The organism is Pseudomonas sp. ACN5 (genome assembly GCF_002303975.1).
In the GTDB taxonomy this organism is placed as follows: domain Bacteria; phylum Pseudomonadota; class Gammaproteobacteria; order Pseudomonadales; family Pseudomonadaceae; genus Aquipseudomonas; species Aquipseudomonas laurylsulfatiphila.
The window spans coordinates 185,585-198,500 of record NZ_MRCP01000003.1 but is presented as its reverse complement, the minus strand read 5'-3'; the positions used below and the strand labels follow the sequence as shown (position 1 = coordinate 198,500).

At 59.5% G+C, this 12,916-nt stretch carries 12 protein-coding genes; 7 read left to right on the top strand and 5 right to left on the bottom strand.

Features of this window, described 5'->3' with window-relative positions:
- Window positions 1-99: 99 nt before the first annotated feature.
- Window positions 100-1,554 carry a tRNA uracil 4-sulfurtransferase ThiI gene (thiI, locus tag BSF40_RS07060; RefSeq protein ID WP_015093090.1) on the bottom strand — a complete coding sequence of 485 codons (1,455 nt, stop codon included), beginning with the start codon at window positions 1,552-1,554 and terminating at the stop codon, window positions 100-102.
- Between the two features lie 328 nt (window positions 1,555-1,882).
- On the opposite strand from thiI, the gene glnA reads away from it, so the two are divergent.
- From glnA to ntrC, 4 genes are all read left to right on the top strand, one after another.
- Window positions 1,883-3,289: a glutamate--ammonia ligase gene (gene glnA / locus BSF40_RS07050; protein WP_007970634.1), complete on the top strand. Its 1,407-nt coding sequence runs from the start codon at window positions 1,883-1,885 to the stop codon at window positions 3,287-3,289.
- Between the two features lie 300 nt (window positions 3,290-3,589).
- On the top strand, window positions 3,590-4,105 hold the full coding sequence (locus BSF40_RS07045) for a DUF4124 domain-containing protein (RefSeq protein ID WP_095964572.1): 516 nt from the start codon (window positions 3,590-3,592) through the stop codon (window positions 4,103-4,105).
- A 307-nt stretch (window positions 4,106-4,412) separates the two neighbouring features.
- The gene (gene glnL, locus BSF40_RS07040; RefSeq protein WP_095964571.1) at window positions 4,413-5,498 is read left to right on the top strand and encodes a nitrogen regulation protein NR(II); all 1,086 of its coding nucleotides are present in this window, start codon (window positions 4,413-4,415) and stop codon (window positions 5,496-5,498) included.
- Window positions 5,495-6,931, top strand: coding sequence for a nitrogen regulation protein NR(I) (gene ntrC / locus BSF40_RS07035; RefSeq protein ID WP_015093087.1), 1,437 nt, complete (start codon window positions 5,495-5,497; stop codon window positions 6,929-6,931). Before glnL ends, ntrC begins: the two co-directional genes overlap by 4 nt.
- 536 nt (window positions 6,932-7,467) lie before the next feature.
- Here ntrC and BSF40_RS07030 read toward each other — a convergent pair.
- Window positions 7,468-7,908 carry a hypothetical protein gene (locus tag BSF40_RS07030; RefSeq protein WP_015093086.1) on the bottom strand — a complete coding sequence of 147 codons (441 nt, stop codon included), beginning with the start codon at window positions 7,906-7,908 and terminating at the stop codon, window positions 7,468-7,470.
- Between BSF40_RS07030 and BSF40_RS07025 the strand changes: the two genes are divergently transcribed.
- On the top strand, window positions 7,907-8,362 hold the full coding sequence (locus BSF40_RS07025; RefSeq protein WP_015093085.1) for a tRNA (cytidine(34)-2'-O)-methyltransferase: 456 nt from the start codon (window positions 7,907-7,909) through the stop codon (window positions 8,360-8,362). The genes BSF40_RS07030 and BSF40_RS07025 overlap by 2 nt on opposite strands.
- A gap of 132 nt (window positions 8,363-8,494) precedes the next feature.
- On the opposite strand, the gene secB is transcribed toward BSF40_RS07025, so the two are convergent.
- From secB to BSF40_RS07010, 3 genes are read right to left on the bottom strand one after another with little or no spacing between them, the layout of a single operon-like run.
- Entirely contained in the window at window positions 8,495-8,980 is a 486-nt protein-coding gene (secB, locus tag BSF40_RS07020; protein WP_015093084.1) for a protein-export chaperone SecB, read from the bottom strand.
- 56 nt (window positions 8,981-9,036) lie between these two features.
- On the bottom strand, window positions 9,037-9,291 hold the full coding sequence (grxC, locus tag BSF40_RS07015) for a glutaredoxin 3 (RefSeq protein ID WP_015093083.1): 255 nt from the start codon (window positions 9,289-9,291) through the stop codon (window positions 9,037-9,039).
- Window position 9,292: 1 nt separating this feature from the next.
- Window positions 9,293-9,706 carry a rhodanese-like domain-containing protein gene (locus BSF40_RS07010; protein ID WP_095964570.1) on the bottom strand — a complete coding sequence of 138 codons (414 nt, stop codon included), beginning with the start codon at window positions 9,704-9,706 and terminating at the stop codon, window positions 9,293-9,295.
- 153 nt (window positions 9,707-9,859) lie between these two features.
- Between BSF40_RS07010 and gpmI the strand changes: the two genes are divergently transcribed.
- Together gpmI and BSF40_RS07000 are read left to right on the top strand one after the other, a co-directional pair.
- Window positions 9,860-11,389 (top strand): 2,3-bisphosphoglycerate-independent phosphoglycerate mutase, encoded by a 1,530-nt coding sequence (gene gpmI / locus BSF40_RS07005; RefSeq protein WP_095964569.1) that lies wholly within the window; start codon window positions 9,860-9,862, stop codon window positions 11,387-11,389.
- 229 nt (window positions 11,390-11,618) lie between these two features.
- Window positions 11,619-12,914 carry a murein hydrolase activator EnvC gene (locus BSF40_RS07000; protein ID WP_095964568.1) on the top strand — a complete coding sequence of 432 codons (1,296 nt, stop codon included), beginning with the start codon at window positions 11,619-11,621 and terminating at the stop codon, window positions 12,912-12,914.
- Window positions 12,915-12,916: the final 2 nt, after the last annotated feature.

Below are 12,916 nucleotides of genomic sequence, written 5' to 3'. Positions count from 1 at the left end.
TTGGCAGCGATTAACAGTAGCGTCCGTGAAAGCCGTTACAGCTTGACGGTGGCGTCGGGGGGCCGGTGACGCAGGCCACAGGCAAACAGCCCCGGGCACTTAGCTCGGTCGATAAACGCGCACATTGGCATGCCCCTCACTGAGCAAATGGTGGGCATGCAGGCGACTCATCACGCCTTTGTCGCAATACAGCAGGTACTGGCGAGTAGGGTCCAGTTCCTTGAAACGAGCGTTCACTGCATAAAACGGCATCGTTTGTACCTCGATGCCAGCAAGCTCCAGCGGGTCATCTTCAGCGGCATCCGGGTGACGGATGTCGATGACGATCTGACCGGCCAGCGCTTCGCTGACTTCTTCAATCTGCAAGTCCTGGCCCAATTCGTCGATCACGCGATCGATCGGCACCAGCTTGGCGTTTTCGAGCGCACGCTCGAGCACCGCCATATCGAATTCTTTCTCTTCGTGCTCGACACGGTAGCGCTTGGCGGCGGTCTTCGGATTAACCGAAATGACCCCGCAGTACTCCGGCATGTGCCGGGCGAAATCGGCGGTGCCGATTTCGTTGGCCGTGTCGATGATGTCTTGCTTGTGGCTGGCGATCAGCGGGCGCAAGACCAGTTTGTCGGTCACGCAATCGATCACTGACAGGTTCGGCAGCGTCTGGCTCGACACCTGGGAGATCGCCTCACCGGTGACCAGAGCCTCGATGTGCAGTCGATCGGCAATCCGGGACGAAGCGCGCAACATCATACGCTTCAATACTACGCCCATATGACTGTTATCGACTTTGCCGAGAATTTCGCCCAGCACTTCCTCGAACGGCACACTGACAAATAACACGCGTTGGGAGCTGCCGTACTTCTTCCAGATGAAATGCGCGACTTCCATGACGCCCAGTTCGTGGGCACGTCCGCCCAGGTTGAAGAAGCAGAAATGCGCCATCAGGCCGCGGCGCATGATCTGGTAGGCCGCCACGGTGGAATCGAAGCCGCCGGACATCAGCACCAGCGTCTGCTCCAGGGCGCCCAGCGGATATCCGCCGATGCCGTTGTGCTGGCTGTGGATCACAAACAACCGTTGGTCGCGAACTTCGATGCGGACTTCGATTTCAGGCTTTTTCAGGTCGATCCCGGCGGCACCACACTGACGGCGCAACTGGCTGCCGACATATTTCTCGATATCGATCGAGCTGAACGGGTGCTTGCCGGCACGCTTGCAACGCACGGAAAAAATCTTGCCGGCCAGTGCATCACCGTAGTGCTGCTTGCACTTTTCAACGATGTCGTCGAAATCACCCAGCGGGTACTCGTCGATTTGCAGGAAGTGCGCGACGCCCGGCATGCAGCTCAGGCGCTCGCCCATCTCCTTCAGGGCCTTGGGATCGCTGACGCGGGTTTCCAGCTCGAGGTTGTCCCACACGCCGTTCACCACCACGGCCGGGTCCAGATCGCGGAGCACGGCACGGATGTTCTTGGCCAATTGGCGGATGAAACGCATCCGTACCGGGCGGCTCTTGATGGTGATCTCGGGGAAGACTTTTACGATTAATTTCATGGAAACAGCGCGCGCAGGGCCTGCCGAAAAAGGGGGGCGCGGATTATAGCGGAAATTGCTCAAGGTTTAACCAGTTAATGTGCAGAAGGTTTTGCGCGCACCAAAACGGGTCATTTATTCATTTTGACGCCACATTACGGGGCGGTATTTTCGGCTTTAAAGCGCATTAATGGCTGATAAGCGTGTTTTTGGGGCAAAAAACCCATGCTGGGGCACTGGCATGCAATTTGCTCCCTTGTGAGGCAGGTTGCCTTGGCAGAGTATTCGCGCCGGCATCACCCACATTTAAGGGCATCCACTACTAGCCCGAAGCCACCCGGAGGACACTATGTCGAAGTCGGTTCAACTCATCAAAGATCATGACGTCAAATGGATTGATCTGCGCTTCACGGACACCAAAGGCACTCAGCACCACGTGACCATGCCGGCTCGCGATGCGCTGGATGACGACTTCTTCGAAGTCGGCAAAATGTTCGACGGTTCCTCCATCGCTGGCTGGAAAGGCATCGAAGCCTCCGACATGATCCTGATGCCGGACGACTCCACCGCCGTTCTGGATCCGTTCACCGAAGAACCGACCCTGATCCTGGTCTGCGACATCATCGAGCCTTCGAGCATGCAAGGCTACGACCGTGACCCACGTGCGATCGCCAAGCGCGCCGAAGAGCACCTGAAAGCCACCGGTATCGGTGACACCGTGTTCGCCGGTCCAGAGCCAGAGTTCTTCATCTTTGACCAGGTGAAGTTCAAGTCCGACATTTCCGGTTCCATGTTCAAGATCTACTCCGAACAAGGTTCCTGGATGTCCGACCAGGACATCGAAGGCGGCAACAAGGGCCACCGTCCAGGCGTCAAAGGCGGCTACTTCCCGGTTCCACCGTTCGACCACGACCACGAAATCCGTACCTCCATGTGCAACGCACTGGAAGAAATGGGCCTGACCGTCGAAGTTCACCACCACGAAGTGGCAACTGCCGGCCAGAACGAAATCGGCGTCAAGTTCAACACCCTGGTGAAGAAAGCCGACGAAACCCAAACCCTGAAGTATGTCGTGCACAACGTTGCCGATGCCTACGGCCGCACCGCGACCTTCATGCCTAAGCCTCTGTACGGCGACAACGGCTCGGGCATGCACGTGCACATGTCCATCTGGAAAGATGGCAAGAACACCTTCGCAGGCGAAGGCTATGCCGGCCTGTCGGACACCGCCCTGTACTTCATCGGTGGCATCATCAAGCACGGTAAGGCCCTGAACGGCTTCACCAACCCGGCGACCAACTCCTACAAGCGTCTGGTTCCAGGCTTCGAAGCGCCAGTGATGCTGGCCTACTCGGCTCGCAACCGCTCGGCTTCGATCCGCATTCCTTACGTGTCGAGCCCGAAAGCCCGCCGTATCGAAGCACGCTTCCCGGATCCGGCTGCCAACCCGTACCTGTGCTTCGCCGCACTGTTGATGGCTGGCCTGGACGGCATCCAGAACAAGATCCACCCTGGCGACGCTGCAGACAAAAACCTGTACGACCTGCCGCCTGAAGAGGCGAAAGAGATTCCACAAGTTTGCGGCAGCCTGAAAGAAGCCCTGGAAGAGCTGGACAAAGGTCGTGCGTTCCTGACCAAAGGCGGCGTTTTCAGCGACGACTTCATCGACGCTTACATCGCCCTGAAAAGCGAAGAAGAAATCAAGGTACGCACCTTCGTACACCCACTGGAATACGAGCTGTACTACAGCTGCTGATCCGGTAGCGCTGCGGCACGCGGCGTGACAAAAAAGAGGCCTCCTTCGGGAGGCCTCTTTTATTGCCAGCGATTCAACGGCTGACGCACATCCCTGTGGGAGCGGGCTTGCCCGCGAAAGCGGTCTGTCTGATAACAGGATGTTGAGTGTACTGACGTCTTCGCGAGCAAGCCCGCTCCCACAAGGGGTTTTCTGTGTTCAGGCGGCCTCGGCAAATCTTGCCCAGATGTTTAGCGACTTGGGTTAACCGCCCGGCCTGACCTATGCTGCAACCCAACGCTTTCGCTTCCGGTCGATTCCATGGGTCGTGGTTTTCTGTTCATCCTGCTGCTGATCGCCCTGCCCGCCATGGCGCAGATCTACAAATACACAGACGCCAACGGCGCCACTGCGTACAGCAATCAACCGCCTGACGGCGTCAGCGTCCAGCCGGTCCACCTGCCGCCCCTCAACAGCATTGAGCGCCAGCCTCCCGACGAAGCCGCGCCTGTTGCTGAAACCACCCGAAATGAGCCACCCCAAAAGCCCTATGAAGTACTGGAGCTGACCGGTCTGCCCAATACCGAAGCCCTGCGCGCCAACAATGGCACCTTCACGATAAACGTACTGATCAAGCCGCGCCTGAAAAGCCCCCACCGGTTGCGCCTGCTGCTGGACGGCCAGCCCTACGGCCAGCCAGTCAATGTGCCGATCCTGCAACTGGTGAATATCGATCGCGGCGAGCATCGCCTCGCCGTGCAAGTGATCGATGGCGAAAACGTTGTGCAGCAGAGCCCAACCGCAACCTTCACCTTGCAACGCGTGCACACGCGCTGAAGGCCTGGCTGCTGATTGCCGGCTTCATTGCACTGCTGATGTCGGCACGAAAAACCCCATTCCTGCGACTTTTCTAACCTCATGCAGGTTTGCGCACTATATTGGTGCAACTGCTTGCACCGTACTCAGATTCCAACCCATTTTGGTTCGAAATTACCCGTGAAAGCCGGCAGAACGCCACGCAAGCGAGCGTCAGACGCCCGTTTCAGGCCATTGGCGCTTCTTTTCGGAGCCTTGGTTTACTTTTTGCAACTTCTAATTACCAACACTTGTTTCTTGCGCATGCTCCGCCCCAAAAGAGGTCCCGATGACCATTAGCGACGCACTCCACCGTTTGCTACTCGACAACCTCACCACCGCCACCATTCTGCTCGATGCCGAACTGCGCCTCGAGTACATGAACCCGGCGGCGGAGATGCTGCTGGCCATCAGCGGCCAGCGCAGCCATGGACAGTTCATCAGTGAGTTGTTTACCGAATCGACCGAAGCGCTGAACTCCTTGCGCCAGGCTGTCGAACAGGCCCACCCGTTCACCAAGCGCGAAGCCATGCTGACCGCCCTCACCGGCCAGACCCTGACCGTCGACTACGCGGTAACGCCGATTCTGAGCAATGGCGACACGATGCTGCTGCTTGAAGTCCACCCTCGCGACCGCTTGTTGCGGATCACCAAGGAAGAAGCACAGCTTTCCAAGCAGGAGACCAGCAAGATGCTGGTGCGCGGGCTTGCCCATGAAATCAAGAACCCCTTGGGCGGAATTCGTGGCGCGGCGCAATTGCTGGCCCGGGAACTGCCGGAAGAAAGCCTGCGCGACTACACCAACGTCATCATCGAAGAAGCCGACCGCCTGCGTAACCTGGTCGATCGCATGCTCGGCTCCAACAAGCTGCCGTCACTGGCCCTGTGCAATGTCCACGAAGTGCTGGAGCGCGTCTGCCAACTGGTGGAAGCCGAAAGCCAGGGTTGCATCACGCTGGTGCGCGACTACGACCCAAGCATTCCCGACGTATTGATCGACCGCGAACAGATGATTCAGGCCGTACTGAACATCGTGCGCAACGCGATGCAGGCCATCAGCAGCCAGAACGAGCTGCGCCTGGGCCGAATCAGCCTGCGCACCCGTACCATGCGCCAGTTCACCATCGGCCATGTGCGCCATCGCCTGGTGACCAAGATCGAGATCATCGACAACGGCCCGGGCATCCCTGCGGAACTTCAGGAAACCATCTTCTTTCCCATGGTCAGCGGTCGCCCGGACGGTACCGGGCTCGGCCTGGCCATTACCCAGAACATCATCAGCCAGCACCAGGGCCTGATCGAATGTGACAGCCACCCCGGCCACACCACTTTCTCGATCTTTCTGCCACTGGAACAAGGAGCCCCATCGACATGAGCCGTAGTGAAACCGTGTGGATCGTCGATGACGACCGTTCTATCCGTTGGGTCCTGGAAAAAGCCTTGCAACAGGAAGGCATGACCACGCAAAGCTTCGACAGCGCCGATGGCGTGATGAGCCGCCTGGCACGCCAGCAACCGGACGTGATCATTTCCGACATCCGCATGCCCGGCGCCAGCGGCCTGGACCTTCTGGCACGGATTCGCGAGCAGCATCCACGGCTGCCGGTCATCATCATGACCGCTCACTCCGATCTGGACAGCGCTGTCGCGTCCTATCAGGGTGGCGCCTTCGAATACCTGCCCAAACCGTTCGATGTCGACGAAGCGGTTTCCCTGGTCAAGCGCGCCAACCAGCACGCCCAGGAGCAGCAAGGCCTGGAAGTCGTCCCGACATTGACCCGCACCCCGGAAATCATCGGCGAGGCGCCGGCGATGCAGGAGGTGTTCCGCGCCATCGGCCGCCTGAGCCACTCCAACATCACCGTGCTGATCAATGGCGAATCCGGTACCGGTAAAGAGCTGGTGGCCCACGCCCTGCACCGTCACAGCCCGCGCGCCGCTTCGCCGTTCATCGCGCTGAACATGGCGGCGATCCCCAAAGACCTGATGGAATCCGAACTGTTCGGCCATGAGAAAGGCGCGTTCACGGGCGCGGCCAACCTGCGTCGCGGGCGTTTTGAACAGGCGGACGGCGGCACGCTGTTTCTCGATGAAATCGGCGACATGCCCGCCGACACCCAGACCCGCTTGCTGCGGGTGTTGGCCGATGGCGAGTTTTACCGCGTCGGCGGTCATGTACCCGTGAAGGTCGATGTGCGCATCATCGCCGCGACTCACCAGAACCTGGAAACCCTGGTGCATGCCGGGAAATTCCGTGAGGACTTGTTCCATCGCCTCAACGTGATCCGCATCCATATCCCGCGCCTGTCTGATCGTCGCGAAGACATCCCGACCCTGGCCAAGCACTTCCTCAGCCGCGCAGCCCAGGAGCTGGCAGTCGAGCCCAAGCTGCTGAAAAACGAAACCGAGGAATACCTGAAGAACCTGCCGTGGCCGGGCAACGTGCGCCAACTGGAGAACACCTGTCGCTGGATCACGGTGATGGCTTCGGGTCGCGAAGTGCACATCGGCGACCTGCCGCCGGAGTTGCTGAGCCTGCCGCAGGATTCAGCACCGGTCACCAACTGGGAGCAAGCCCTGCGCCAATGGGCAGACCAGGCGCTGGCCCGTGGTCAATCGAGCCTGCTCGACAGCGCCGTGCCGGCCTTCGAGCGGATCATGATCGAGACCGCCCTCAAACACACCGCCGGTCGCCGCCGCGATGCCGCCGTTTTGCTGGGTTGGGGGCGTAACACCCTGACGCGCAAGATCAAGGAATTGGGGATGAAGGTGGATGGCGGGGATGATGATGAGGGCGACGAAGCCTGATTACTCACTGAGCACACGATCCTGTGGGAGCGGGCTTGCTCGCGAAGGGGCCATAACATTCAACATCATCGTTGACTGTTACACCGCTTTCGCGAGCAAGCCCGCTCCCACATTCAAAGCTGCGTGCACCGCCTGAATGCACCGTGAACCGCAATCGCGCACAAAAACAGCTTCGAATCCCCATCTGCTTTCGCAATCGAATCCCTTCCGAAAAAACACGAAAGCCCCGAATCTCGGGGCTTTCAGCGTTTCAAACCGGATTTCTTGTTTCTCTTTGTGAAAACTGGCACGCCCCCTGCAACAACCCTTTCAAGTGATTCAGATCACCGACCCGGTTTCGGGGACCTTGGTACAGGCAGGCCGGGGATTCCCCTCTTTACACAGGGCTCACACCGCAGCCGCGACGAGCCCAGCCGTTTTGGGGCCCTTGATACAGGCAGGTCAGGGGTTCCTTCTTTACACCAGGCTCACACCGCACTCGCGACGAGCCTCCCGTTTCGGGAACCTTGGTACAGGCAGGCCGGGGATTCCCTCTTTTATTGCTCCCGGAGATGGATCTCCAGCCGCCAGCGGTCATCGACCTCGCTACCGGCCCACTCGCCCAGCAGCGGCCGGGCCGCCACCAGCGTCAGCAGCAACCCTCCATCACTCAAACGTACCCGCCAGTTCACATCCTTGCCGCCAAGCTTGAGCTGGCCTTTCTGCGCCTGGCCCTCGGCGCCAAACAGCAGCGCGACACTGCCGTCGACGATTTCGCCATGGACCTTGGGTTCGTTGTTGAACCACACCACCAGCCCGTCGCCCGTCACCTCAACCTGCTGCAACTGACTCGGGTCTGGCGTGGTCAGGCGACCGATCATCAGGCCGATCATCATCCCGACAATCGCCAGCGAGCCCATCACCCGCAGGAATAGTTTCGAACGCACGTCTGCTTGCGGCGTAGAATGCGCGTCATCTTTACCTTCGGAGCCGTGCATGTTTCACGTCATCCTTTTCCAACCAGAAATTCCGCCGAATACCGGCAACGTTATCAGGCTGTGCGCCAACAGTGGCTGCCACCTGCATTTGATCGAGCCGCTGGGCTTCGAGATGGACGACAAGCGCCTGCGCCGCGCCGGCCTCGACTACCACGAGTATGCCACCTTGCAACGTCACGCCGACCTCGCCAGCTGCCTGGAAAGCCTCGGTCATCCACGCCTGTTCGCCTTCACCACAAAGGGCTCGCGGCCATTCCACGATGCCAGCTTCGCCCCAGGCGATGCGTTCCTGTTCGGCCCGGAAAGCCGGGGTTTGCCCGCCGAGGTGCTGGACGCCCTGCCCCCCGAGCAACGCCTGCGCCTGCCGATGCGCGAGGGCTGCCGCAGCCTGAACCTGTCGAATACGGTGGCCGTCGCGGTTTACGAAGCCTGGCGCCAGAACGACTTCAAATAACACCGCATAGCAAATGTGGGAGCGGGCTTGCTCGCGAAAGGGTCATCAGCTTCAACATGAATGTTGACTGAAAAACCGCTTTCGCGAGCAAGCCCGCTCCCACATTGGACTTGCTTCGACGCTCAGAAATGCTTACTGAACGGTCGGAGTCTCGCCGGCAGCCTGCATGCGTTGCAGCTCTTGCGCGTACAGCGCATCGAAGTTCACCGGAGCCAGCATCAGTGCCGGGAACGAACCACGGGTCACCAGGCTGTCCAGGGTTTCGCGAGCGTACGGGAACAGGATGTTCGGGCAGAACGCACCCAGGGTGTGGCTCATCGAAGCATCGTCCAGGTTCTTGATCAGGAAGATACCGGCCTGTTGCACTTCAGCGATGAACGCCACTTCGTCACCGTTTTTCACGGTAACCGACAGGGTCAGCACGACTTCGTGGAAGTCGGATTCCAGTGCCTTTTGACGGGTGTTCAGATCCAGGGCGACGCTCGGTTCCCACTGCTGGCGGAAGATCGCCGGGCTTTTCGGAGCTTCGAAGGACAGGTCACGCACATAAATGCGCTGCAAGGAGAATTGCGGTGCAGTTTCTTCTTCGTTCGCAGCAGTGTTCTGTTGGTCAGTCATCGCAGATCCTTCTTGATCCAGGGTTCTTTTAGGTTTGCTTGTTTGGGGTATTGCCGTCAGGCACTGAGCAGCGCGTCGAGCTTGCCAGCGCGCTCCAGGGCGAACAAATCATCACAACCGCCCACGTGGGTGCTGCCGATCCAGATTTGCGGCACGGACGTACGTCCGGCCTTCTGGGCCATCGCAGCACGCACCTGCGGCTTGCCATCGACCTTGATCTCTTCGAAGGCCACGCCTTTGTTCTCGAGCAGGTATTTGGCTCGCGAGCAGTAAGGGCAGTAATCGCTGGAATAGACGACGACGTTGCTCATATCACTTCACCAGCGGCAGATTGTCGGCTTTCCAGCTGGAAATACCGCCGGACAGCTTGGCGGCGGTGAAACCGGATTTCACCAATTCACGAGCGTGAGTGCCGGCGGTCTGGCCCATGGCATCGACCAGGATGATGGTCTTGGCCTTGTGCTTTTCCAGTTCGCCAACGCGGGCGATCAGTTTGTCCTGGGGAATGTTCAGCGCACCGACAATGTGACCGGCGGCGAAATCCTTGGTTGGACGAATGTCGATCACCACGCCGGCGTCCTTGTTGACCAGGCCGGTCAGTTCGCCAGTGCTCAGGCTACGGCCGCCGCCCTGCATTTGATAGGCAATCAGCAACGCCAGCAGTACGACGAAGATACCGACGAGAATGTAGTGGTTAGTGGCGAATTGAATCAGGTTAGCAACCATCGAAGGAGGTTCCAGGGCGTTAAAATGTCGGCCAGTATACACAGCCACTATGGTGGGCCAAACCCCGTCCGGCGGTGACGCGGCCGGAACTTCGCTTTAAACTGCGACTCCCTTTTTCCATTACCCCTTTTACCTCAGCCACGAGTGGATTCCATGACTACCACGCCTAAACCTTTGGTCCTGATGATTCTCGACGGCTTCGGTCACAGTGACAGCCCCGAATCCAACGCCATTTTCGCGGCGAAGAAGCCTGTACTGGATCGCCTGTGGGCCACCGTGCCGAACGGCCTGATCTCGGGCAGCGGCATGGACGTCGGCCTTCCGGATGGCCAGATGGGCAACTCCGAAGTCGGTCACATGAACCTCGGCGCCGGCCGCGTGGTGTATCAGGACTTCACTCGCGTCACCAAATCGATCCGCGACGGCGAGTTCTTCGAGAACCCGACCATCTGCGCGGCCGTGGACAAAGCCGTCGCCGCCGGCAAAGCCGTGCATTTCATGGGCCTGCTGTCCGATGGCGGCGTGCACAGCCACCATGACCACCTGGTCGCCATGGCCGAACTGGCCTTCAAGCGCGGTGCTCAAAACATCTACCTGCACGCCTTCCTCGACGGCCGCGACACTCCGCCGAAAAGCGCGCAATCCTCGATCGAACTGCTCGACGCCACTTTCCAGGCCCTGGGCAAAGGCCGGATCGCCAGCCTGATCGGCCGTTACTACGCCATGGACCGCGACAACCGTTGGGACCGTGTCTCCCAGGCCTACAACCTGATTGTCGATGGCCAGGGCGAATTCAACGCCGCCACCGCCCAGGAAGGCCTGCAAGCAGCCTACGAGCGCGGCGAGAGCGACGAATTCGTCAAGGCAACCTCCATCGGTGAGCCGGTAAAAGTCGAAGACGGCGATGCCGTGGTGTTCATGAACTTCCGCGCCGACCGCGCCCGCGAACTGACTCGCGTGTTCGTCGAAGACAACTTCAGTGAGTTCGAGCGTGCCCGCCAGCCGAAACTGGCCGGTTTCGTCATGCTGACCCAATACGCCGCCAGCATTCCTGCCCCGTCGGCCTTCGCCGCCGGCAGCCTGGAAAACGTGCTGGGCGACTACCTGGCGAAAAACGGCAAGACCCAGCTGCGCATCGCCGAAACCGAAAAATACGCCCACGTGACCTTCTTTTTCTCCGGCGGCCGCGAAGAACCGTTCCCGGGGGAAGAACGCATCCTGATTCCCTCGCCGAAAGTCGCCACCTATGACTTGCAGCCGGAAATGAGTGCCCCGGAAGTTACCGACCGCATCGTCGACGCCATCGAAAACCAGCGTTACGACGTGATCGTGGTCAACTACGCCAACGGCGACATGGTCGGTCACAGCGGTGTGTTCGAAGCGGCGGTCAAGGCTGTCGAATGCCTTGACCTGTGCGTAGGCCGTATCGTCGATGCCCTGGAAAAAGTCGGCGGCGAAGCCTTGATTACCGCTGACCATGGCAACGTCGAGCAAATGTCCGACGAAACCACCGGCCAGGCGCACACTGCACACACCACCGAGCCGGTGCCGTTCATCTATGTCGGCAAGCGCGACCTGAAGGTCCGTGAAGGCGGCGTGCTGGCGGACGTGGCGCCGACCATGCTGAAGCTGCTGGGGCTTGAGCAGCCGGCGGAAATGACCGGGACGTCGATCCTGGTGTAACCCGACCGCTCAAACACCGAAATACCCTGTGGGAGCGGGCTTGCTCGCGAAAGCGGTGTGTCAGTCGACATTAATGTTGCCAGACACACCGCTTTCGCGAGCAAGCCCGCTCCCACTTTGCTTTGTGGTGTTTTTCCGTCCAGTCATCACACAGTCAGAAATGGGCATTTTTTTTGCCGCCCATGGCGGGCATACTAGGCCGTCCCTTTCCCTGGTGCCGCCCGCCCCTATGCTTCGCGTCCTGATAGCCCTAGCTCTGACTTGCCTGCTCCAACCGGCCTTTGCTGACGAGCGCGCAGACACCCAACAACAGTTGGACGCCACGCGTCAGGACATTGCCGAGCTGAAGAAGCTGCTGGGCAAGTTGCAGGAAGAAAAGTCCGGCGTGCAGAAAGAGCTCAAGGGCACCGAAACCGAAATGGGCAAGCTCGAGAAGCAGGTCGATGCCCTGCAAAAAGAGCTTAAGAAAAGCGAAGCCGAGCTGCAGCGACTCGATGCGGAGAAAAAAAAACTCCAGAGCGCGCGCATTGAACAGCAACGACTGATTGCCATTCAGGCCCGGGCGGCCTATCAGAACGGTCGCCAGGAATACCTCAAGCTGCTGCTCAACCAGCAGAATCCGGAAAGATTCGCCCGCACCCTCACCTATTACGACTACCTGAGCCAGGCTCGCCTGGAGCAGTTGAAGAGTTTCAACGAAACCCTGCGCCAACTGTCCAATGTCGAGAAAGACATCGCCATGCAGCAGGCGCAACTGCTGGTGCAGCAAAGCAGCCTCGACACCCAGCGTGACGAACTCGAGAAAGTCCGCAAGGAGCGCCAGCAAGTCCTGGCCAAGCTCAATGACGACGTAAAGGCTCGCGATCAGAAACTGGCGGCGCGCGAGCAGGATCAGGCAGACCTGTCTAAAGTCCTTAAAACCATTGAAGAAACCCTGGCCCGCCAGGCCCGTGAGGCAGAAGAAGCGCGACAAAAAGCGTTGATTGCCCAGCAGGAAGCCGAAAAAAAGCGTTTACGTGAGGCCCAGGCGCAGGCAAATGCCAGCGATGACGCCCCACGCAAACCGGTCAAGTCGACTCCCGGCGCACTGGTTTCCAGTTCCGGCGAGACCTTTGGTGGTCCGTTTGCGTCAACCCGCGGCAAACTTCCCTGGCCTGTCGATGGTCGACTGCTGGCACGCTACGGTGAAAGCCGTGGTGACGATGCCCGGACCAAGTGGGATGGCGTGATGATCGGCGCGTCTGCCGGCAGCACCGTGCATGCGGTGCATGGTGGTCGCGTAGTGTTTGCCGACTGGCTGCGAGGCGCCGGGTTGTTGGTGATCCTCGACCACGGCAACGGTTTTTTGAGCCTTTATGGTCACAACCAGACGCTGCTCAAGTCTGCGGGTGATGTGGTTAAAGCCGGTGAGTCCATCTCCACTGTCGGCAACAGTGGCGGGCAAGACACGCCAGCGCTGTATTTTGCTATTCGTCAGCAGGGTCACCCGAGTGATCCGGCGCAATGGTGCCGCGCGCAAGGATAAGC